The organism is Streptomyces sp. R41 (assembly GCF_041053055.1).
Taxonomy (GTDB): domain Bacteria; phylum Actinomycetota; class Actinomycetes; order Streptomycetales; family Streptomycetaceae; genus Streptomyces.
Genome location: NZ_CP163443.1, coordinates 7,443,211 through 7,464,544, shown reverse-complemented (window position 1 = coordinate 7,464,544; position 21,334 = coordinate 7,443,211). Strand labels below are relative to the sequence as shown.

The window sequence follows — 21,334 nt, the reverse complement described above, 5'->3', positions numbered from 1 at the left end:
TGCAGGGCACACCAGACGTTAAAGAGAATGGAACTGTGCGCGGGGGAAAGAAAGAAGGGACGCCGAAGGGCGTCCCTTGCAAATCTGACAACTTAGCGGTTGATAGGGGCTGCCCAACCACTGCTGTCGTAGTGCGGTGCAGTGATCAGGTGAGCGCAGGCTCCGCCTGGGGTACGTCGATGCTCTCGAGAAGCGAATCGTGAGAAGCGGCAGCCGCGAGCGCGTCATTCTCGGCCTGGATCCGTACGAGCTCGGATTCGAGGTCCTGTACGCGCTGCTGGAGCCGTCGCATCTCGGCAATGAGTCGCGGGTCGGAACCGCCGACGTAACCGAGAAGCGCCTTTGCCATGATGGATGGTCCTCCACACTGAGTGACCGACCGAAGCGGTGTGGGTCGTGAGGGAATCGCACCCGCGATGCTTGACACTGCTGATGTCCTGCTGCCGTTCCACATGCCAAACAGCTAGGGTGCGCGGGGCTTTCAGCGTCTCACCAAAAAGTTTGACGGTCAACACGATCACGCCCTGTATTGGCGGGCAACCCGCTGTCGCGCGGCCCTTGAACGGCTGCGCTGCGACTCCTGCGGGGCCCTCAGGGCGTGGAGATCATCCTTAATCGGGGAGCCTGCCACGACAAGCCGTTCTTGGCAACCACCAGGTCATTTCTGCTTCTGGCAGGTGCCGGTGGCATGCCATACCGCTTCCGCCTGGGCTGTTGCACCGGTCATCGTCATCGGATGGCGAAGTCGTCGTAGATCCCCCGGGGCGTGTCCCAGATCTCAGTGACTCCGTCTACCCGCCCGGGCGTGTCGTCGCCCTGGAGCCAGTCGAGCAGGCTCTGGCATCCGTCCCGGGAGCCCTCCGCGACCACCTGGACCCGTCCGTCGTCCAAATTGAGAGCAAAGCCACTCAGCCCGCCGATCTCCAGCGCCTTGGCCCGCGTGAACCAGCGGAAACCCACTCCCTGGACCCTTCCGCGCACCCAGACGACCACCCGTGCAACCTCGTTCATGGGTGCACGCTAACCGGACAATGTCTCTCGGAGCACTTCCTCCCCTTGCGGCATGGGGTACCGTCCCGACCCAATGAGTCTCATATGAAACTCACTCTTTCGGGTGAGGTTCGACTGAGGATCGCTGACCGCAAGATCGAGGAAGGCCCAGGAGATGGGACGCCACCGACGCTCCGCCGCCGGCCGCGCCGCCACTGGCCGCGCCACCGGGGTCACGGAAACGCACGAGACGCGGACGGACAGCTACGGTCCGGAGAATCTGTACGGCTACGCCGCAGTCGCCGACCTCCCGCGCACCGCCGCCGCCCGCTCGCACCGTAAGAGGAAGGGCGCGACCCCCGTCCGCACGGGCCTGCTCGGCGTCTCGGCGGCCGTGGCGCTGGGCACTGTCGCCGTCGCGGCCGGAGTGCTGCCCGGCAGCGACAACTACTCGCTCGGCGGCGGCAGCAACAACTCCGACAACGTGCAGGCCGCGAGCTCCCCCTCCGGCCTGGAGACCCAGCAGGGTGGCACGTCCGGCAGCGCGGACTCCCGCGACGACACGTCGACGAGCCGTGACGCGGACCGCTCCGCGTCGCCCTCGGGCTCGGCCGCTCCCGCGACGTCGTCCGTCGCGCCGACGACGACGCCTTCGAAGGAGCCCACCGCCAAGCCCAGCAAGACGAAGGCTCCCAAGCCCGCGAAGCCCGCCAAGCCCGCCACGAAGGCGCCGAAGACCACCGCCCCGGTGGCGGTCTCCGCCGAGGCCGCGGCCGAGGCCGAGGTGCTCAAGCTCGTCAACGAGGAGCGGGCCAAGGTGGGCTGCAGCGCGGTGTCCGCCAACAGTGCCCTCACCGACCTGGCCCAGACTTTCAGCGAGGACATGGCCGCGCGCGACTTCTTCGACCACACCGACCCGAGCGGGCTCAGCCCCTGGGACCGGGCGGCGAAAGCCGGGATAACCAGCCTGGGCGGCGAGAACATAGCCCGCGGCCAGGCCACCGCCGCGTCGGTGATGGAAGCCTGGATGAACAGCCCCGGCCACCGCGCCAACATCCTCAACTGCGACTTCAAGACCCTCGGCGTCGGAGCCCACTTCGGCTCGGGCGGCCCGTGGTGGACTCAGGACTTCGGCTACTGAGATAATCGCAGGTCAGAGGCCTATTCACCCCCCTGGGCCGTCTCGGCGCTGTCGTCGTCCGCAGGCTCATCGTCCTTGAAGACGTGATCAACGGCGGCCTGGGTGCGGGTTTCACCCGACGGCATCAGGTGCGTGTACGTGCGCAGCGTGAAGCCGGGGGCCACGTGCACTCTCTGAGCGGACAGGCCGAGGCCGACTATGGCCATCGCCTCGTACGGCAGCGAAGTACAGCAACCGCCGCAACCATCCCCGAGGCCCCGGACCTATCAAGATCCGGGGCCTTTGGCATCAAGGTCTGACATGTCCTCACCCAGCGGCCTTGGCGATGATGCGATCCATCTCCTCTCGGCCAAAGGCCCGCAGGGTCGTGGTACGGACATTGCCCACCCCGCCGAGCTGCAGGAGCGCTGCGGTGGCGGTTTCGTCGTCGGGCGCCTCAACAACGGCCACGAGGTCGTACGAACCGACGGTCCAGTAGATGTTCAGGAGCTTCGCCCCGAGCTTCTGTACCGCTGTGGCGAAGGCCTCGGCACGTTTCGCGGTGTCCTTGTAGTTTCGGATCCCTTGATCCGTCCAGTTCAGCAACGTGACATACGTCGGCATGGTCTTTCACCTTCATGAGGGAACGCTTCGCCAGGCTAATCCTGGGCGTAGTGGCCGAAATATGCACAAGGTGCGCACCCGAATGAGTAACGGTGGCTGGAACCAGCGAGATGTGCTTTGGGACCTGCGACGGCACGAGGTAGTCAATCGAGGAATCCCCACGAAGAGATCCGTGCCAGACCCGTGCCAGATCGTGCGCGGATCCACGGGGAACACCGGGGAACCAGTCGGCGTCCTATCAGGTGCCGACGCCGCTCCACTGCAGGTCAGTAGAGCTCTCGTGCCCTGAGCACACGAGATTCCCAAGCTCAGAGAGTCATCCTCGACGGCCCGCTCCTCTCGGCGCTGCGGCAGTCAGTCGGCGCCGGCTGGAAATCCGTAGATGCCTTCGTCCACGGGTGGCGCCTCCGGGATGTCGAGAGGACAGATTCCCCAGTGCCGGGCGATGGCCATGACGTGCTCCTCATGCGGCATGGCGGCATGCCAGTCATCCCAATCGGAGTCGTGCCAGTTTTCCCAGCCCTCCTCCAGCCCCCTGTGTCCGACACCGAGTGGGCGCTCGATCTCGGTGGGCTCACCGAGTCGTAGGGGGACGTCACCGCCAGCCCCGTCGTAGCAGTAGGCCCGGACGATTCGGCCGCCTTCCACTCTCGCCCAAGCGTGGTAGTCGCCGATGCGATCGGTGCAGAAGTACTGAAGACCGCCCAGGCGCAGGCCGAGTGACCGAAGCCAGGAGAGGAGGGCGGGAGGGTTGGCATCGAGGCCGCCGGCGAGGTGGGTCCGGCCGTGAGCCAGCGTCCAGCTGCCGTCCGTCTCAGTTTCCGTCTCATTCAGCGCCGTTCACAGACGGTCAGACGGGACCGAAGCCGCAGGCCGCTGCCAGGACCGGCCGCGCATGAACGCAGATGAACGGCCCTGTTCGCCGCCACCGAGACCACCAACACCGCTGGAGAGCGTGTTGACTCCAGGCGCCCTCTCGGCTGGGGAGAGCGTCAGCTGCTTGTCTCCGGGCCCCAGCGTTCCGGCCCCACCCCGCGCCAGTCGATCCACGGCACCCCAGCGACCTCGGCAGGGTCGATCTCCAGGCCGGCTCGGCGGAGGAACTCGGCGACGTCGGCCACGTTGTGGGCCAGGCCGAGGATCTCGCCGTCCACGCGCACGCGCCGACCACCGGTGGGCGACGGTGGATGCACGATCACGCGAATCGGTCCGGACACGCCTTCAGGATCATCCGGGATGTACGGCCCCGCATTCCAGCGCGTCATTCGAGGACCCTCAGCCGCCGGACGGCAGAGCGCGTCGCGTTGAAGCCGCAGGTAGATCCGGTGATGAAGCCACTCAGCTCACGTCCCGGTCCGACCGTCCAAGGTCACGCGGTGCCCACCACGCCGCGGCGCTTGGCGCCGTTGCCGCCAGTAGGGGTGGAAGAACAGCCGAGCCGACAGCCGGTACGAGCGCCGGCGCAACTCGGTACGGCCGGGCTGCTCCGCAAGCTGCCGGTAGGTGGCGCTCCACTCCTGCTGCGCTCGGGCGAGGTCGGCGGGAAACGGTCGCATGCACAAATTCAAGCACGTGTTCGATTTATGAGTCCATCGTGGAGGCGAGCGTCGCCTGTGGTGTGCAGCGAGAAGAGTGACGTCAGCCGACCGACGGCTGCGCTTCGAGGTACGCGAAGGCCGCGCCCACCAGGACAGGGTGAGCGCGGCTTCTTCGTGGGCACGCAAAGGCTTACGCGGACGCGGTAGGCGCGTTAAACGCTTGCGCAAACGTTTACGTAATCGCTTACGCGCCACGGGACATTCATCGACACGTACGCGCCGCAAACGCTTACGCGGCCACCTCGGCCGCAGCCGCGCGCCCCAGCGCGAACACCCGTGCCGCCTCCGCGATCCGACGCCCGAGGTGCTCGGCGGTGGCGATGTCGGCCTTGTGCACGGTCTCGGGGCCCTCGTCGACGTTGGTCTGGGCGGCGGCGCCGGCGAAGACGCCGAGTCGGTTGAGGTCGTGCTCGGAGGCGGAGCTGCTGTTCCAGCCCGGGTGCAGACCGAGGTTGATCCAGTTCATGCCGTGCTGCGCGGCCAGGATCTGGAAGAACTGCAGGGTGTGCAGCTTGTCGCCGCTCTTGGAGCCGGAGTTGGTGAACCCGGCGGCGAGCTTGTCCTTCCAGTCCTGCCCGAACCAGCGCTTCGAGGACGCCTCGGCGAAGACATGGAAGGCGCCCGACGCGGTGCCCATGTAGGTCGGCGAGCCGAAGACGATCGCGTCAGAGGCGTCGAGCAGCTCCCACTCGGCGTCGGTGATGTCGTCGACCTTGACCAGGTGAACCCGAGCGCCGGCCTCGGCGGCGCCGGAGCGGACGGCCTCGGCGAGGACGGCGGTGTGGCCGTAGCCGGAGTGGTAGGCGATGGAGACGACGGGGGTGCTCACGATGGGAACTCCTCTGACTGGGGTGGTAACCAAAGGAAAGCACTAACTTCTAGTTAGTGCAACCTCCTGGTTAGCGCTGCGCCGGAGTATGGTTAACCCCATGAAGCCCAGCGTGCAGACCGCCGAGAGCGGTGAGTGTCAGGACCTCGCGTACAACGTGTTCGCGAGGAGCTGCCCGTCCCGGGGCACGCTGGAGCACGTCACCGGACGCTGGGGCGCGCTCACCCTCGGAGCGCTGCACGAGGGCTCTCTCCGCTTCAATGAGCTGCGCCGCCGTGTCGACGGCGTGAGCGAGAAGATGCTGTCCCAGACCCTGCACGCGCTGGAGCGCGACGGCCTCGTGCACCGTGAGGCACAGCCGACGAACCCGCCCCGCGTGGACTACGAACTGACTCCGCTCGGGCGCGACGTCGCCGAGCGTCTGATGACGCTCATCCAGTTCGTGGAGGGCCGCATGGACGACGTGCTCGAAGCGCGTCAGCGTTACGACGAGACGCGCGGCGCCTTCTGACACTTCGGGCAGAAGTAGCTGGAGCGGTTCATCCAGGCGCGCCGCCGCATCGGCGTCCCGCACCGTCGGCAGGGCTCGCCCTCGCGCCCGTACGCGTCGAGCGAGCGGTCGAAGTAGCCCGACTCCCCGTTGACGTTGACGTACAGGCTGTCGAAGCTGGTGCCGCCGACGGCCAGGGCGTCGTTCATGACGTCGCGGATGTGGCCGAGGAGCTCGGCGGTGCGTGGCCGGGTGAAGGTTCCCGTGGGACGTTCGTAGTGCAGCTTGGAGCGCCAGAGGGCCTCGTCCGCGTAGATGTTGCCGACCCCGCTGATCAGGGACTGGTCGAGCAGGGCGCGCTTGATCGTGGTCCGGCGGGCGCGCAGGGCCGTGTGGAACGCGGCGTCGTCGAAGAGGGGGTCGAGCGGGTCGCGGGCGATGTGCGCGATGACGTCCGGCAGGCCGTCGGGGGTGTTCTCGTGCAGCGAGAGCCCGCCGAAGGTGCGCTGGTCGACGAAGCGCAGCTCGGTGCCCTCGCCGTCCTCGAAGCGGATGCGGATGCGCAGGTGCTTCTCGTCCGGGGCGTCCTCCGGCTGCACCAGGAGCTGGCCGCTCATGCCGAGGTGCGCGAGCACGGAGTACGGGGAGTCTTCGAGGGGCAGCCACAGATACTTGCCGCGGCGCATGGCCTCGCCCACGCGCTGCCCGGCGAGCGCCTGCGCGAAGCCCTCGGGCCCCGCCAGATGCCGTCGTACGGCCCGCGGATGCCGCACCTCGACCGTCTTCACGACTCGCCCGCTGACCCAACGCTCCAAGCCGCGCCGCACGACTTCGACCTCGGGCAACTCGGGCACGGGACTCCTCCGGAGGGGGCGGGACACGGGGCGATGCCCGCAGGGTACCTCGCGCTCAACAGGGGCCGGCCGGGCGGCCTTCGGGGGTGAGGCCGTGGGTCATGAGGGCGCGGGCCTCGGCTTCCTTCCCCTGTTCCTGAGCAGGCGGTGCAGCCGCCGGGCGACGCCCATGGCCCCCCTGTCGATCAGCTCAGGCAGCTCCTCCGCGCTGCCGTGCGCGTTGAGCAGCTCCGCGAGCTGGGAGGCCCGGTACGACTCCCGGCCTGCTCCGTGAGGAACCGTACTGCCCGGTCCACGTAGCCGTGTGGGACGAGCGCATCCACAATCCCGCCGTGTTGCAGGCCCGACTACCCCTGACCGCTCAGCCGTATGACCTCGTCCAACTCGCTCTGCCTCAGCCGCAGTTGGACCAGCACGTCGATCGCGTGGGCGTAGGCCGCCGCGACCCGCGAGGGGATCGGCGTCCCTGACCCGGATGAGGCCGGGTTCCCTGGAGGAGCCCCCGGGCTCCCGGTGACGACGGTGACATCACCCGCGGACCTCGCCGATCTGGAGGCTGTGCCCGCCGATGACGGCGTCCTCCAGCCGGTTCCCGTCCCTTCGCCCGGACGAGCCTCGTGTCCATGCACGAGCCCCGCCGCAGCGCGGTTGCGCTGCGGCGGGGCTCGGTACTTCGCTACTTCAGTTGTGAAGGAATCAGGCCGTGGCCGGGTCGCTCGTCGGGGCCGAGGGGGTGTCGGCGGATCCCTCGGCGGCCTGAGCCGCCTTCTCAGCGGCCTGAGCCGCCTTCTCGGCGGCCCTGGCCGTCTTCGCGCGTTCGTCCGCGGCGGAACGGATCGCACGCCACGCGGACTCCGCGGCCTGCTGCTCCGCCTCCTTCTTGCTGCGGCCGGTGCCGGTGCCGTACGAGACGCCTCCGACGCGGGCGGCAGCAGTAAAGGTCTTCTCGTGGTCCGGGCCGGTCTCCGAGACCAGGTACTCGGGCACGCCGAGCCCCTCGGTCGCGGTGAGCTCCTGGAGACTGGTCTTCCAGTCCAGGCCCGCGCCCAGATTCGAGGACTTCTCGATCAGCGGGTCGAAGAGCCGGTGGACGAGCTCGCCCGCCGCGTCCAGACCCTGGTCGAGATAGACCGCGCCGATCACCGCTTCAAGGGTGTCGGCGAGGATGGATGCCTTGTCCCGGCCTCCCGTGCCTTCTTCGCCCCGGCCGAGCCGGATGAAGGAGCCGAGTTCGAGGCCGCGGCCCACCTCCGCCAGCGCACGCGAGTTGACCACCGCGGCCCGCAACTTGGCCAGCTGGCCTTCGGGCAGGTCGGGGTGGGTGCGGTACAGCGTGTCCGTGACCACGAGGCCGAGCACGGAGTCCCCGAGGAACTCCAGGCGCTCATTGGTCGGCAGACCGCCGTTCTCGTACGCGTAGGAACGGTGGGTCAGCGCACGCACCAGAAGGGCGGACTCGAGCTTGTAGCCGAGCCGCCCTTCCAGAAGCGTGTGGGACGAGGCTGTGTTGTCCGCCTTTTTCTTGGCGTTTGAGTCCGCCTTGGCGTCAGACATCAGACCTCTCACCAGCCGCTCAGACCTCGAGGACCTGGCGCTTGTTGTAGGTGCCGCAAGCGGGGCAGGCAATGTGCTGCTGCTTGGGCTCGTGGCAGCGCTCGCACGCAACCAGGGTGGGGACCGCAGCCTTCCACTGCGACCGGCGGTGGCGCGTGTTGCTGCGCGACATCTTCCGCTTCGGAACAGCCACGGCTACTTCTCCTGCTTCTCGTCGACGCCCGCTTCGGCGCCGCTCATCTCGTCCTTCTCGCCATCTTCGAGTGAACCGGCGAGTCCCTGCAGTGCCGCCCAACGGATGTCGACGGCGTCATGGTGGTGGTCCGGGTCGTCCGCCAGCCGGGCTCCGCACTCGGAGCACAGGCCGGGGCAGTCGTCCTGGCACACCGGCTGCATCGGCAGTGCGAGCACCACCGCATCACGCAGCACGGATTCGAGGTCGAACAAGCCGTCCTCGATGAAGAGCCTGTCCTCGTCTTCCTCGGCGTCGTCGGCCGGTTCCGCTTTGGGGCGGCCCCGGTCATCGGCGTCAGGGTACGAGAACATCTCCTGGAAGTCCGCTTCGAGCTCCTGCTCGAGCGGCTCCAGACACCTTACGCACTCCCCCTCGGCCTGTGCACGGGCGGTGCCTGTGACGAGCACACCTTCCATGACCGACTCGAGGCGGAGTTCAAGCTCCACCGGGGCGCCTTCCGGCACTCCGATGACTCCCTGGATCCCGAGATCCTTGGGAGCGTCGATCCTGCGGGTCAAGCGCTGCAGCGCGCCAGGACGCCGCCCCAGCTCGTGTGTGTCGAACACGAGAGGGTTGCGGTGGTCGAGGCGGGTGTTCAGAGCCATTCCTGCTTTCGATCTTCGAAGCTCAAGGGGACGCGGCCCCTTGTGTTCCGTGGGCAGCGTTGATCGCGGACGTACGCGCGACCGAAGAGCCAGGATACTGGACCTTTCGCTCTCGGCCCAATCCGGTGCGCGCTCCCGGTCCCGTGCACCGGCGTGCGCCCCCTGCCCGGAGCCCGGCCGCGCCCCGTACTCCGTGCCCGCCGCGCCCCGTACTCCGTGCCCGCCGAGCCCCGCGCTCAGTGGCCGCCGCGCCCCTGCTCGTACGCCCGCAGCTGCTCCGCGCTGATCATGCCGGTGTCGAACAGGCTGGTCTCGTCCAGGGCGTGCCCCTGCGAGTCCGGCGCGTGGGCCTGCGGCTGGGCGTAGGCCTGCTGCTGGCTCTGGTCGTACGCCTGCTGCTGGTCGTAGCCCTGCTGCTGCGGGTAGGCGGCGTACGGGTCGGCCTGCTGGTAGCCGTACGCGTCCTGCTGGGCGTACTGCTGCTGATAACCGTACGGATCGGCCTGCTGCTGGTACGCGTAGGCGTCCTGCTGCCCGTAGGACGGCTGAGCCGGTACCTCGGGCGTCTGGACGGGCTGCTCGGGGGCTTCGGAGAGCTCGACGAGGCCGGCCAGGTAGTCGGCGTCGCTGGTGTGCTGGACGGTCGTCCCGTCGTCCGTGAGCAGGCCCAGGTCGTCGCTGGCGATCCGGCCGTGCAGCTTCTGCCGACCGCGCCCGACGGCCTCCAGGGTCTTGGCCAGGACGGCCTCGAAGGCGCCGAGCTTCACGTCGACGTACTCGTCGGCGTTGCGGCGCAGGGTCTCCGGGTCGTGGCTGCGCTCGGGGGCGTCCTCGTCCTCGTAGCCCTGCTCGTCGACGCCGGGACCGGTGCCGAGGAGCTTCTCGCGGCCGCGGCCCACGGAGCCGAGCGTCTTGGTGAGGACGACCTCGAAGTTGGCGAGCTTGGAGTCGACGTAGTCGTCGGCCTCGGCGATGATCTCCTCGGCCTCCTTGCGGGCCTCGGCGAGGATGCGGTCCGCCTCGTTCTGGGAGCGGCGGGCGACCTCGGTGTCGGAGATCAGGGAGCCGCGCTCGGCGTGCGCGGACTGGATGATCCGCTCGGCCTCCTGACGGGCCTGCTCGACCATTTCCTCACGGCCGCCGATCAGTTCCTCGGCCTGGGCGAGGGAGCCGGGCAGGGCCTGGCGCACCTCTTCGAGCATCGAGAGCAGCTCGGAGCGGTTGACCACGCACGAGGCCGACATGGGCATGGAACGGGCGCTGCCGACCGCCGCGACGATCTCATCGAGCTTCTTCTGCACGTCCACCGTGTGCTCGCCACTCTCTACAGCTGTGATGGAGACGGACGGGTCGACTGTACGACCACTCCTGCCCCGCCCGACACCGGGTGACGGACTGTCAGGAGCTCAGCCCTTGCCGAGCCGCTCCTTGAGCGCCTCGAGGACCACCGGCGGCACCAGGTGGGAGATGTCTCCGCCCCAGGTCGCGACCTCCTTGACCAGCGAGGAGGAGAGGAAGCTGTAGGTGGGGCTGGTCGGGATGAACAGCGTTTCGACGCCCGAGAGGCCGTTGTTCATCTGGGCCATCTGGAGTTCGTAGTCGAAGTCGCTGACCGCGCGCAGGCCCTTCACGATGGCGGGGATGTCGCGCTGCTTGCAGAAGTCGACGAGCAGGCCGTGGTAGGCCTCGACCTGGACATTGCCGAATTCGGCGGTGACCTCGCGGATCAGCTCGATCCGCTCGTCGACGGTGAACAGGCCCTTCTTCGCCTGATTGATCATCACCACGACGTGCACGACGTCGTAGAGCCTGGAGGCGCGGGCGATGATGTCGAGGTGTCCATTGGTGATGGGGTCGAATGACCCCGGACAGACGGCGCGGCGCAACTGTGGTCCCTCGCTCTCCGGTCCGGTCATCGTGCGTCTTCGCACGTAGAGGCGGCGCGACCGTACCAAAACGTGCCCTCGCCGTAACGACGGGCCCGGAGCGCTGCAAAGCCGTCCGGCCACCCGAATTCGCCGCCTCTGGTGCTGCGCTCCACGGTGACGAGGGCTTCGGCCGCTAGCCAGCCCTGCGCCCGGAGTGTGAGCAGAATCTCGCGAAGATCGTCGTCCGAGACGGCGTAGGGCGGGTCCAGGAAGACCAGGTCGTACGGGTCTGCCGGCGCCGGTTGCTGGATGATCTGCTCCGCTTTGCCCGACCTGACCTCGGCGCCCGGAAGGCCCAGCGACTTCACGTTCTCGCGGATGACCTTGGCCGCGCGGGCGTCGGCCTCGACGAGCAGGGTGTGTCCGGCTCCACGGCTGAGCGCCTCCAGGCCGACGGCGCCGGAACCGGCGTACAGGTCGAGCACGCGCTCCCCCTCCAGCGGGCCGCCGAGCAGGGACTGCCAGGTGGAGAAGAGGCCCTCGCGCGCCCGGTCGGAGGTGGGCCGGGTGCCGGTGCCCGGCGGGACGGCTAGGCGGCGTCCGCCGGCTGCGCCGGCGATCACGCGGGTCATCTCGGGTCCTTGTTCGAGCGGATGATTACGGATCCAGTCTGGCAGGCGGGAGTGGGGGGTGCTGCGCGTCGGGGGCGACCGTGGGTTCGATCCGGTGGCTCGCGCCCGCGCGGCGGAGCCGTATGTCGATACGGACCCGCGCCCCTTTTCAGGAGCGCTGTCATCATCTTCAGGAGCGCATGTCATCACCTCGGGGCGCTGGCATCACCCCTTGTCCAGGTACTGCTCCCTCTCCTCGTCGAGCAGGGCCTGGAGAGCCGTGCGCAGTCCCGGGAGCCGCTCGAGCTCCGGGTCGGCGGCCACCACCGCAGCGGCCTCCTCGCGGGCCTCGGCGATGATCTCCTCGTCGTCGATGACGGCGAGCATGCGCAGCGAGGAGCGGACGCCGGACTGGGCCTGGCCGAGGACGTCGCCCTCGCGGCGCTGTTCCAGGTCGATTCGGGAGAGCTCGAAGCCGTCGAGCGTGGACGCCACCGCGTTCAGCCGCTGGCGGGCCGCGCTGGCCTCGGGCATCTCGCTGACCAGGAGGCAGAGTCCGGCGGCCGAGCCTCGGCCGACCCGTCCGCGCAGCTGGTGGAGCTGGGAGACGCCGAACCGGTCGGCGTCCATGATCACCATCGCTGTGGCATTCGGCACATTCACCCCGACCTCGATGACGGTGGTCGCGACCAGGACGTCGGTCTCGCCCGCGGCGAAACGGCGCATGACGGCGTCCTTGTCGTCGGGCTGCATACGGCCGTGCAGGACCTCGACCTTGAGGCCCTGGAGGGGGCCCTTGGTGAGCTGGTCGGCGACGTCGAGGACGGCGAGCGGCGGGCGCTTCTCCGCCTCGTCCTCGGGGGACTTCTTCTTGGTCTTCTTGGGGTCGTCCTCCTCGTCCCCGATACGGGGGCAGACCACGTACGCCTGATGGCCGTTCTCCACTTCCTCACGCACGCGCTCCCACGCGCGCGCGAGGAAGTGGGGCTTGTCCGCGGCCGGGACGACATGGCTGGCGATCGGCGAGCGGCCGGCGGGGAGCTGGTCGAGGACGGAGGTCTCCAGGTCGCCGAAGACGGTCATCGCGACCGTGCGCGGAATGGGCGTGGCGGTCATGACCAGGAGGTGCGGGGGCTGCTTGCCCTTGCCGCGCAGGGCGTCGCGCTGCTCGACACCGAAGCGGTGCTGCTCGTCGACCACGACCAGGCCCAGGTCGTGGAACTGCACCTTGTCCTCGATCAGCGCATGCGTGCCGATGACGATCCCGGCCTCGCCGGTGACCAGATCGAGCAGCGCCTGCCTCCGGGCCGCCGCGCCCATGGAGCCCGTGAGCAGCACGACCTTGGTGGAGTGCTCGGCCCCGCCGAGCATGCCGCCCTCGGCCAACTCCCCCATCATTTCCGTGATCGACCGGTGGTGCTGCTGGGCGAGCACTTCGGTGGGCGCGAGCATCGCGGCCTGGCCTCCGGCGTCGACGACGGCGAGCATGGCGCGCAGGGCCACCATCGTCTTGCCGCTTCCGACCTCGCCCTGGAGCAGCCGGTGCATCGGATGCTCGGTCGCGAGGTCGTCGAAGATCTCCTTGGAGACCTTCTGCTGGCCCTCGGTGAGGGTGAAGGGCAGCTTGGCGTCGAAGGCGGTGAGCAGGCCGTCCGGCGTGGGTTTGCGGGCCACGGCCGGGAGTTGCGCGTCGGCATGGCGGCGGCGGGCCAGGGCGACCTGGAGGACGAAGGCCTCGTCCCACTTCAGGCGGGCACGGGCGTCGTGGATGTCCGCCTTGGTGTGCGGACGGTGGATCTTCAGGAGGGCTTCGGGGAGGGCGACCAGGCCGCGGCCGTCCCGGAGGGAGTCCGGGAGGGGGTCGACGGCCTCCTGGGCGCTGGGCAGCACCGTCTGCACGGACTTGGCGATCTTCCAGGACTCCAGCTTGGCGGTGGCCGGGTAGATCGGGATGAGCGCGCCCGCCCAGGAGTCGACGGTCTCGGCGGCGTCGTCGCTGTCGCCGCGCAGCAGCTCGTACGCCGGATGGGCCAGCTGGAGGCGGTGGTTGAAGACGGAGACCTTGCCCGAGAACATCGCGCGCGTGCCGGGCAGGAGGTCCTTGTGGGGCTTGTGCACGCCGTTGCCGAAGAAGACCAGCTGGAGGCGGCCGCTGCCGTCCGTGATGGTCACTTCGAGGCGCTGACCCTTGCCGCGGGGAGCCCTGGACGAGGCGAAGGTGTGCAGGCGCGCGTCGGCGACCTGGGCGACCACCGTCACATGCTCGTCCATGGGCAGGTCGGCGAGGTGGGTGAGCTGCCCGCGCTCCTCATATCTGCGCGGATAGTGGTGCAGCAGATCGCCGACGGTGTGCAGGCCGAGGTGCTCGGCCATCACCTTCGCGGTGGCGGGACCGAGCACCTTCTTCAGTGGTTCTTCGAGCACGGGCACGAGATCCATTGCACACCACAGGACTGACAATGCCGTATACGTCCCGGAAATCCGCTGGTCAGGCGGGTCGTTCCAGGCCTAGGATGGCCCGCTCCGGCCCTCTTCGCGGTCACCGTTCGCCGGGACCGCCCGACCCCGCGCCGTCGCCCGTCCCCCCACCCACCGGCGCAGCGACGATGGACTCCCAGACTTCACAGCCATCACAGGCACCCCAGTCACCTCATACGTTCCAGGTCGACCTGCGCGGTTTGGTGGACCTGCTCTCCCATCATCTCTACTCCAGTCCCAAGGTCTATCTGCGCGAGCTGCTGCAGAACGCCGTGGACGCGATCACCGCGCGGCGCGCCGAACAGTCGGACGCGCCGGCCACCGTGCGCCTGTACGCCGAGGGCGGCGCCCTGCGGGTGGAGGACTCCGGCGTGGGGCTCACCGAGTCCGACGTGCACAACCTGCTCGCGACCATCGGCCGCAGCTCCAAGCGGAACGACGGTCTGGAGACGGCGCGTTCCGACTTCCTCGGGCAGTTCGGCATCGGTCTGCTGGCGTGTTTCGTCGTCGCCGAGCGCATCCGGGTCGTCAGCCGCAGCGCGCGTACGCCCGACGCGGCGCCCGTGGAGTGGACGGCGGCCGACGACGGTTCGTACACCGTGCGCACGCTGCCGCACGAGGCGCGCATCGAACCGGGCACCACCGTGCATCTGGTGGCGCGCGCCGGGGCCGGCGAGTGGCTGAGTGAGGAGCGGGTGCGGTCGCTGGCGCGGGACTTCGGGTCGCTGCTGCCGTACGACGTGCGTGTCGGCGACGAGGTGATCGCGGACCTTCCGGCGCCCTGGGACCGTCCCCATCCGAGTCCCGCCACCCGAAGGGTGGCACTGGCCCGGCACTGCCACGACCTGTTCGGTTTCACGCCGCTGGAGTCGATCGACCTGGACGTGCCGCTCGCCGGGATCCGGGGCGTGGCGTACGTCCTGCCGTCCGCGGTCAGCCCGGCCCAGCGCGCCGGCCACCGCGTGCACCTGAAGGGCATGCTGCTCACCGAGCGGGCCGAACAGCTGCTGCCCGACTGGGCGTTCTTCGTGCGCTGTGTCCTCGACACGGACAGCCTGCGGCCCACCGCGTCGCGGGAGTCGCTGTACGAGGACGAGACGCTCGCGGCCGTACGGGAGGCGCTGGGCGAGAGGATTCGGGCCTGGCTGACCGGGCTCGCGGCGGGCGATCCGGAGCGGCTGGCCGCCTTCCTGTCGGTGCATTACCTGGGCGTGAAGTCCCTTGCGCGGCACGACAAGGAGATGCTGCGCACGATGCTGCCGTGGCTGCCCTTCGAGACGACCGACGGGCGGCTGTCCCTGGAGGAGTTCGCGCAGCGGCATCCCGTAGTGCACTTCACGCGGACCGTGGAGGAGTACCGGCAGGTCGCGCCGATCGCCTCCGCACAGGGCATCGGGGTGATCAACGGCGGCTACACGTACGACAGCGAGCTGATCGAGGCACTGCCGTCCGTACGCCCGGGGACGGCCGTGTCGGAGCTCGACGCCGACACGGTGACGGCTCACCTGGACGCGGTCGACCCGGCCGAGGAGCTCGCCCTGTCGGCCTTCCTGGCGGCCGCGCGGGCAAGACTCGACCCCCTGGGCTGCGATGTGGCCCTGCGCGCCTTCCACCCGCTGTCGGTCCCGGCGCTGCACCTGGACGACCGGGCGGCCCGCCACGAGCAGGCCCGCGCGGAGGCCGAGGAGCAGGCCGACGACCTCTGGGCGGGCATCCTCGGCTCGCTGCGCGGCAGCGCCCCACGCGCGCGCCTGGTGCTCAACCACCTCAACCCGCTGATCCGAAGGATCAGTTCACTCAGCGACCCGGAGCTGATCGGCACCGCCACGGAGTCCCTCTACGGGCAGGCCCTGCTGATGGCCCAGCGCCCGCTGCGTCCCGCGGACTCCGCGCTCCTCAACCGCGCGTTCATCGGCCTCCTGGAGTGGGCCACCCACACCGACCCCGGGAAGGACGACCGCCGATGAGCAGCCAGGCCATGGACTTCGACACCTTGCGCCAGGCGATGGCGGACAACTACGAGCAGCCGGAGGGACCCGCCCGCAACGCGCGCGCGGAGCAGCTGCTCGTCGAGGCCGAGAAGCTGAACATCCCGCTCGCCGTGATCGAGGCGCTCGGACACCAGCTGAAGGTCTACAACTACAGCTCCGAGAAGGACAAGATGTTCGTCCCCTTCGCGCGCCTGCTGCGCATGTGGGACGAGCGCCCCGAGGACTTCGACGAGTACGAGATCCACTCCCTGCACTGGGTCTTCAAGTGGATGTCCGCCGGAATGCTCGACCAGCCGCACATTCCGCTCGCCTCCATAGAGAAGTGGCTCGGCGAGATGGAGCACCGCTACCGGCTGGCCGGACACTCCGAACGGGCCGTGCGCGGCGCCGAGTTCAGCGTCGCCGCCCACCTGGGCGACCTGGAGCGCGCCGAGCGGGCCTACGCCGCCTGGCTGGCCGCCGACCGGGACAGCATGGCCGACTGCCACGCCTGCGAGCTGCACAGCCAGGGCTGGTGGCGGGCGGAGCGCGGCGCGGACGCGGAGGCGCTGGAGCTGTGGGGACCGGTCCTGGAGGGCGAGTACACCTGCGCCCACGAGCCGCACACCGTCCTCGCCTCCTCCCTGCTGCCCTTGCTGCGGCTGGGACGCGTCGACGAGGCGCGTGCCCATCACCTGCGGGGCTTCCGGCTGGTGCGCGCCATGGAGAGCATGCGTGGCGCGTACGCGGACCACGTGGAGTTCTGCGCGCTCTCCGGCAACGAGGCGCGCGCCCTGGAGCTGCTCGCGGAGCGGCCGTCGTACTTCACGGACTCCGGGGACCCGCGCAGCAAGCTGGACTTCATGGCGGTGGTGGCCCTCCTGATGGCCCGCCTGACGTCGCTCGGGCTCGGCGAACAGACCGTGCCCGGGCCTGCCGGACGCGCGTGGACCGCGGGTGAACTCGCCGTCCACGCGCGCGGGGAGGCACTTTCGCTGGCCGCGCGGTTCGACGCGCGCAATGGCACGCCGTACGTCAGTGAGCGCGCCCGTGCGCGGATGGATCAGCCGCCGCTCGTGGACCGGCTCCCACTGGGCGTGCGCTCCGCACGCCCCGCGCGTACCCCCGTACCGGCGCCTCCGACGAGCGCCGTCGAGCAACCGGCCACCGAGCCGGACCTGTCCGCGCTGCTCGCCGAGGCCCGGCGGCTCTCGGCCCTGCGGAGCCCGGACGCCGTCGAGGCGTGGGCCACGGTCTCGCGGGCCGCCGAGGGCCACGAGCTGGATGTCCGCGACCGCGCGGAGATGACCGACCACGCGGCCATGGGCCGGGGTCCGGAGGGCGTCGAACTCTTCCACCGCGCGGCCGAGTTGTACGCCGAGGCGGGCGACCCCGGCGAGGCACTCGCCGCCCGCGCCCGCGCCGCGTACGTCCACGCCCTCTCCGGCGGGTCCGAGGAGGCCCTGGCGGCCGTATCGGAGCCGTACGAGAAGGTGCTCGCCCTCTTCGCGGAGGGCGGGACGGGGGTGTCTCAGACGGCATCCGTGCTGGTGGGGCGGGCACGCATATTGATGCACCGCCTGGATGAAGCCGGGGGCGAAACGGAGGCCAGTGGCGTCGTGGTGACCGACGCCGAGGAGGCCGCGCGGGAGTTGCTGGCGCTTGCCGAGCCGCATGTGGCGGACGTCCCGTTGGCCTCGCGGGCGGCGGAGGCGCAGGCGATGCTCGGGGAGCTCGCGGCGCGTTCCGGGGACGCCGAGGAGGCCACGGACCGGCTCTCGCTGGCCGTGGAGACGTTCGTGGCGGCCGGGCTGCCGTGGTTCGCCGTCGAGTACGACTCCCGGCTCGCCGGGATCGCCCTGCGCCTCGGCGACACGGACAGGGCGGAACGGGCGGCGCGCGCCGCGCTGGACCACGCAGGGGCGTACCTGGAACCCATGGGCCAGGCCCAGTTGCACCTCCAGCTCGCTGAAATCCTCGGCACCAGTGGGCAGTTGCGGCCCGCTTCGGAGCACGCCCTGGAGGCCGCGCACTGGGCCGACGAGGCGGGCCAGGCCGGCACGCTCGGCGCCTGGGCACGGCACCAGCTCGGCGGTTTCCTGCTCCGTCAGCGGCGGTGGGCGGAGGCCGCCGAGGTGCTGGAGTCGGCACTGCCCGATCTGACCGCCGACATGCACGGTGACGGTGCGATCGTGCAGACGCGGTGGTGGCTCGGCGACTGTCTCACCGAGCTCGGCGAACACCGCGAGGCCGCCGAACACTGGCTGCGGGCCGCGGACATCGCCCGGCACTGGCCCGAACAGCGTGACCACGCGATGCTCGCGCATCTCGCCGCCGAGGCCCTTGGGCACGCCGGGCTGCCCGCCGAGGCGGACCAGGCGTACGCCCGTGCCGGCGACCTCTGGCGCGCCCTCGGCAACGTCCACGGGCTGGTCCGGTCGCTGCGGGCGCGTGCGTGGGCCGCGGCCCGTGCGGATGTGGGGCTCGATGGGGCGCGGGAGTTGATGTTGGTGGCGGTGCGGGAGTGCGAGGCGGCAGTCGAGGGGGCGTCCATCGCATCGGGGTCGCCGTCCGAGTCGCCGTTTGGCTTGCCGTCCGAGTCACCCTTTGGCTTGCCGTCCGACTTGCCGGCTGGCTCGTCGGCTGGCTCGTCGGAGGATGAGGACGTACTTCGTCGCCTCGTCGCCGAACTCGGCCACACCTATCGCCAGTTCGGGGACCTTGTGGCCCGGTCCGTGCCCGACGACGCGGACGAGGCTGCCGCCCAGGGCGCGTTCGAGGAGGCCCTGGCGCACATCACTCAGGCGATCTCGGTGTTCGGCTCCCTCGGGGACGATGCCCTTGATGCCCGGACCGGTGCCGAACTGGCCGCCGGGTGGCTGGAGGCCGACCTTCGGCGTCCCGACGCGGCCGGGGCACGCGCGCGTGCGGTGCTTTCCGCTTACGCAGGGGTGGAGGGGGAGACCGCGGAGGCGCGGCGCGCTGAGGCGGGGAAAATGTTGGAGGTGGTGGGGGCGGGTCCGGAGCGCTGATTGGTGGCGCCGGGCGGGCGGGGCGTTTTTCGCCCCCTCCGCTCCTACCCGTCCCGTACCTGGGGCCTCCGCCCCCAGAGCCCCGCTCCTCAAACGCCGGAGGGGCTGATTTTCAGCCCCTCCGACGTTTGAGGACGAGGCCGTTCAGGCCGATCGGGGGTCTTGGGGCGGAGCCCCCGAAGTCGGGAACGGGTAGGGGCGGAGGGGGCGAAGAACCCGGCGCCCGCACCCCACCCACCCGCAGCCGCTACTCCACCCCGATCAACAACAGCGCGCCCTGCCGCCCACCCCGATACACCACCGTGTCCACCGCCAAGTACGACTCCCGCACCCGGGATTCGAGGTGCGCGGCAATGGCGTCGGGAGCCTCGTCGCCGAGGACGAGGGTGACCATTTCGCCGCCGGCGGCGAGCATGCGGTCGAGGACGGTTTCTGCGGTGCCGGTGATGTTGGAGCCGATCACGGCGACATCGCCGTCTATGAGGCCGAGGACGTCGCCGGCCTGGCAGATGCCGGCCATGGTCCAGGACTGCCGCTCGGCGACGGCGACTTCGGCGTAGCGCGTGGCCCCGGCCGCCGAGGTCATGGCGACGACGTCCTCGTCGAAGCGGCGCTCCGGCTCGTGCACGGCGAGCGCGGCAATGCCCTGAACGGCGGACCGGGTCGGGATCAACGCGACCCGGACGCCCTCCGCGCGCGCCTGCTCGGCCGCCGCGGCCGCCGTGTGGCGCAGGTCCGCGTCATTGGGCAGGAGCACCACCTCGCGCGCGTGGGCCCGCCGTACGGCCTCGACGAGCTCCCCGCTGGCGGGCGGTTCCCCGGGCCGCGCGAGCACGGTGGTGGCCCCGGCCTCCATGTACAGCCCGGCCAGACCCTCACCGGGCACGACGGCCACGATGGCGCGCTGCGCCCGCTCCCTGGGCGGTCGACCGGCCGCGCCCGCGGTATGGACGTCCCCGAGGCCGAAGTGCGTGATCCTGATCCGGTACGGCCGCCCGGCCTCGACGCCCGCTTCCACGGCGGCGCCCGCGTCGTCCACGTGCACATGGACGTTCCACAGCCCGTCGCCGCCGACCACGACGAGCGAGTCCCCCAGGACGTCGAGCCGGTCCCGCAACCGGGCCACGGCCGCGTCCTCCGCCTCCAGCAGATAGATCACCTCGAAGGCGGGCCCGCCGTCCGCCCCCGGCCCGTCCACACACACCTCGGGATGCGCGTCGACGACTTCGCTCACGGCCGCGACCACGCGCGCGTGGTCGAGTACAGGGGACACGAGCGCCCCGGGCGCCTCTCCCGTGAACGTCTCCACCAGTGCCGCCAGCACCGCCACCAGCCCCCGTCCGCCCGCGTCGACCACGCCGGCGCGCTCCAGGACGGCCAGCTGCCCGGGGGTCGCGGCGAGGGCCGCCCGCGCCCCCTCGTAGGCCGCGCGCGCGACCGTTCCGCAGTCGCCCTCGGCGCCGGTGACCGCGTCGGCGGCGGCCGAGGCGACCGTGAGGACCGTGCCTTCGACGGGGTGCGCGACGGCCTGGCGCGCGGAGTCCGCGGCTTGCCGCAGGGCGAGCCGCAGGCCCTGGCCGTCGGCGTGAGCCGTCTCACTGTCGGCGGCGAGCACCTGCGCCATGCCGCGCAACAGCTGCGCGAGGATGGTCCCGGAGTTGCCGCGGGCCCCGATCAGCGCCCCGTGCGCCATCGCCCGCACGGCGTCGGCGAGGGAGGGCCGCCCGGTCCCCGCGGACGCGGCGTCATGGCCCGCACGTGCCTCGCTCGTAGCGGCGACGGTCTCGTAGCCCGCGAAGACCGCCTCGACCGCAGCGGCAGCCGACTCCACCGTCAGATACAGATTCGTCCCGGTGTCTCCGTCGGCCACCGGGTAGACATTGATCGCGTCGATCTCCTCGCGCGCCCGTCCCAGCGCCTCCAGCGCGAGCCCGCACCAGGTGCGCACCGCGAGAGCATCCAATGTCTGCGGCACCTGCGGCACCTGCGCCTCCTTGAGCTGCTGGACGTGGGACGCAGCGTAGACCCAGGACGGGTTACTACCGGTAGGGGGCCCTGAGGAGGGCCGGAGCGGGGCCCGGGCCAGCCATGGTAGTTTCGTTCTCCGGACGCAGTCGTTGTATGCTGCTCCAGTTGCCCGATCCGATCGGGCCTTCCCCCTGGCACCGCCACTCAGATCCTAGATCTTGATTCCGGCATGCCGGGATCAACCGTAAGTGCATCTGAAGTCTTTGGAGTGACCCGTGGCTGCCAACTGCGACGTCTGCGGCAAGGGGCCGGGCTTCGGCAACAACATCTCGCACTCGCACCGCCGTACGTCCCGTCGCTGGAACCCCAACATCCAGCGCGTCCGTACCGTGGTCGGCGGGACGCCGAAGCGCGTGAACGCTTGCACCTCGTGCATCAAGGCCGGCAAGGTCTCGCGCTGACAACCGCTAGCGCGCGGCCACTGCTGGTTCGCTTGCACTGAGCCGGT

Annotated in this window: 22 protein-coding genes; 5 read left to right on the top strand and 17 right to left on the bottom strand. The window is 70.2% G+C overall.

Annotation, left to right across the window (positions count from 1 at the left end; all coding sequences use genetic code 11):
• Positions 1 to 145: 145 nt before the first annotated feature.
• Complete coding sequence (locus tag AB5J53_RS34125) at positions 146 to 349, bottom strand: hypothetical protein (protein ID WP_028802434.1); 204 nt, start codon at positions 347 to 349, stop codon at positions 146 to 148.
• A gap of 380 nt (positions 350 to 729) precedes the next feature.
• On the bottom strand, positions 730 to 1,011 hold the full coding sequence (locus AB5J53_RS34120) for an acylphosphatase (RefSeq protein ID WP_369249447.1): 282 nt from the start codon (positions 1,009 to 1,011) through the stop codon (positions 730 to 732).
• 154 nt (positions 1,012 to 1,165) lie between these two features.
• Between AB5J53_RS34120 and AB5J53_RS34115 the strand changes: the two genes are divergently transcribed.
• Entirely contained in the window at positions 1,166 to 2,131 is a 966-nt protein-coding gene (locus AB5J53_RS34115) for a CAP domain-containing protein (protein WP_369249446.1), read from the top strand.
• A 20-nt stretch (positions 2,132 to 2,151) separates the two neighbouring features.
• On the opposite strand, the gene AB5J53_RS34110 is transcribed toward AB5J53_RS34115, so the two are convergent.
• The 6 genes from AB5J53_RS34110 to AB5J53_RS34085 all read right to left on the bottom strand — a co-directional run bounded on the left by AB5J53_RS34110 (position 2,152) and on the right by AB5J53_RS34085 (position 5,161).
• Entirely contained in the window at positions 2,152 to 2,337 is a 186-nt protein-coding gene (locus AB5J53_RS34110) for a hypothetical protein (protein ID WP_369249445.1), read from the bottom strand.
• A 100-nt stretch (positions 2,338 to 2,437) separates the two neighbouring features.
• Positions 2,438 to 2,734 (bottom strand): GYD domain-containing protein, encoded by a 297-nt coding sequence (locus tag AB5J53_RS34105; protein WP_369249444.1) that lies wholly within the window; start codon positions 2,732 to 2,734, stop codon positions 2,438 to 2,440.
• A 354-nt stretch (positions 2,735 to 3,088) separates the two neighbouring features.
• On the bottom strand, positions 3,089 to 3,382 hold the full coding sequence (locus AB5J53_RS34100) for a hypothetical protein (protein WP_369249443.1): 294 nt from the start codon (positions 3,380 to 3,382) through the stop codon (positions 3,089 to 3,091).
• Between the two features lie 344 nt (positions 3,383 to 3,726).
• Positions 3,727 to 3,951: a hypothetical protein gene (locus AB5J53_RS34095; RefSeq protein ID WP_369249442.1), complete on the bottom strand. Its 225-nt coding sequence runs from the start codon at positions 3,949 to 3,951 to the stop codon at positions 3,727 to 3,729.
• Positions 3,952 to 4,077: 126 nt separating this feature from the next.
• A complete protein-coding gene (locus AB5J53_RS34090; protein WP_369249441.1) occupies positions 4,078 to 4,290 on the bottom strand; it encodes a hypothetical protein in 213 nt (70 codons plus the stop codon).
• 271 nt (positions 4,291 to 4,561) lie between these two features.
• Positions 4,562 to 5,161: a flavodoxin family protein gene (locus AB5J53_RS34085; RefSeq protein ID WP_369249440.1), complete on the bottom strand. Its 600-nt coding sequence runs from the start codon at positions 5,159 to 5,161 to the stop codon at positions 4,562 to 4,564.
• A gap of 100 nt (positions 5,162 to 5,261) precedes the next feature.
• Between AB5J53_RS34085 and AB5J53_RS34080 the strand changes: the two genes are divergently transcribed.
• Positions 5,262 to 5,672 (top strand): winged helix-turn-helix transcriptional regulator, encoded by a 411-nt coding sequence (locus AB5J53_RS34080; protein ID WP_369249439.1) that lies wholly within the window; start codon positions 5,262 to 5,264, stop codon positions 5,670 to 5,672.
• On the opposite strand, the gene mutM is transcribed toward AB5J53_RS34080, so the two are convergent.
• The 8 genes from mutM to recG all read right to left on the bottom strand — a co-directional run bounded on the left by mutM (position 5,645) and on the right by recG (position 13,817).
• Positions 5,645 to 6,505: a bifunctional DNA-formamidopyrimidine glycosylase/DNA-(apurinic or apyrimidinic site) lyase gene (mutM, locus tag AB5J53_RS34075; protein ID WP_369249438.1), complete on the bottom strand. Its 861-nt coding sequence runs from the start codon at positions 6,503 to 6,505 to the stop codon at positions 5,645 to 5,647. The two genes, AB5J53_RS34080 and mutM, sit on opposite strands and share 28 nt — an antisense overlap.
• A gap of 696 nt (positions 6,506 to 7,201) precedes the next feature.
• Positions 7,202 to 8,059, bottom strand: coding sequence for a ribonuclease III (gene rnc, locus AB5J53_RS34070; RefSeq protein WP_369249437.1), 858 nt, complete (start codon positions 8,057 to 8,059; stop codon positions 7,202 to 7,204).
• A 19-nt stretch (positions 8,060 to 8,078) separates the two neighbouring features.
• Positions 8,079 to 8,252 (bottom strand): 50S ribosomal protein L32, encoded by a 174-nt coding sequence (gene rpmF, locus AB5J53_RS34065; RefSeq protein WP_028802425.1) that lies wholly within the window; start codon positions 8,250 to 8,252, stop codon positions 8,079 to 8,081.
• A gap of 2 nt (positions 8,253 to 8,254) precedes the next feature.
• On the bottom strand, positions 8,255 to 8,899 hold the full coding sequence (locus AB5J53_RS34060; protein WP_369249436.1) for a DUF177 domain-containing protein: 645 nt from the start codon (positions 8,897 to 8,899) through the stop codon (positions 8,255 to 8,257).
• Between the two features lie 236 nt (positions 8,900 to 9,135).
• Positions 9,136 to 10,206, bottom strand: a complete 1,071-nt coding sequence (locus tag AB5J53_RS34055; RefSeq protein WP_369249435.1) for an ATP synthase F0 subunit B — start codon at positions 10,204 to 10,206, stop codon at positions 9,136 to 9,138.
• Positions 10,207 to 10,305: 99 nt separating this feature from the next.
• Positions 10,306 to 10,785, bottom strand: a complete 480-nt coding sequence (coaD, locus tag AB5J53_RS34050; RefSeq protein ID WP_369252632.1) for a pantetheine-phosphate adenylyltransferase — start codon at positions 10,783 to 10,785, stop codon at positions 10,306 to 10,308.
• A 26-nt stretch (positions 10,786 to 10,811) separates the two neighbouring features.
• Positions 10,812 to 11,585 (bottom strand): 16S rRNA (guanine(966)-N(2))-methyltransferase RsmD, encoded by a 774-nt coding sequence (gene rsmD, locus AB5J53_RS34045; RefSeq protein ID WP_369249434.1) that lies wholly within the window; start codon positions 11,583 to 11,585, stop codon positions 10,812 to 10,814.
• Between the two features lie 18 nt (positions 11,586 to 11,603).
• Positions 11,604 to 13,817: an ATP-dependent DNA helicase RecG gene (recG, locus tag AB5J53_RS34040; protein WP_369249433.1), complete on the bottom strand. Its 2,214-nt coding sequence runs from the start codon at positions 13,815 to 13,817 to the stop codon at positions 11,604 to 11,606.
• A gap of 167 nt (positions 13,818 to 13,984) precedes the next feature.
• Here recG and AB5J53_RS34035 point away from each other — a divergent pair, with 167 nt between their 5' ends.
• Complete coding sequence (locus AB5J53_RS34035; protein ID WP_369249432.1) at positions 13,985 to 15,823, top strand: HSP90 family protein; 1,839 nt, start codon at positions 13,985 to 13,987, stop codon at positions 15,821 to 15,823.
• Positions 15,820 to 18,858 carry a tetratricopeptide repeat protein gene (locus AB5J53_RS34030; protein ID WP_369249431.1) on the top strand — a complete coding sequence of 1,013 codons (3,039 nt, stop codon included), beginning with the start codon at positions 15,820 to 15,822 and terminating at the stop codon, positions 18,856 to 18,858. Before AB5J53_RS34035 ends, AB5J53_RS34030 begins: the two co-directional genes overlap by 4 nt.
• Before the next feature lie 247 nt (positions 18,859 to 19,105).
• Here the strand turns inward: AB5J53_RS34030 and AB5J53_RS34025 are convergent, their stop codons facing one another.
• A complete protein-coding gene (locus tag AB5J53_RS34025; protein WP_369249430.1) occupies positions 19,106 to 20,842 on the bottom strand; it encodes a DAK2 domain-containing protein in 1,737 nt (578 codons plus the stop codon).
• A gap of 259 nt (positions 20,843 to 21,101) precedes the next feature.
• Between AB5J53_RS34025 and rpmB the strand changes: the two genes are divergently transcribed.
• Positions 21,102 to 21,287: a 50S ribosomal protein L28 gene (gene rpmB / locus AB5J53_RS34020; RefSeq protein ID WP_003993230.1), complete on the top strand. Its 186-nt coding sequence runs from the start codon at positions 21,102 to 21,104 to the stop codon at positions 21,285 to 21,287.
• Positions 21,288 to 21,334 lie beyond the last annotated feature (47 nt).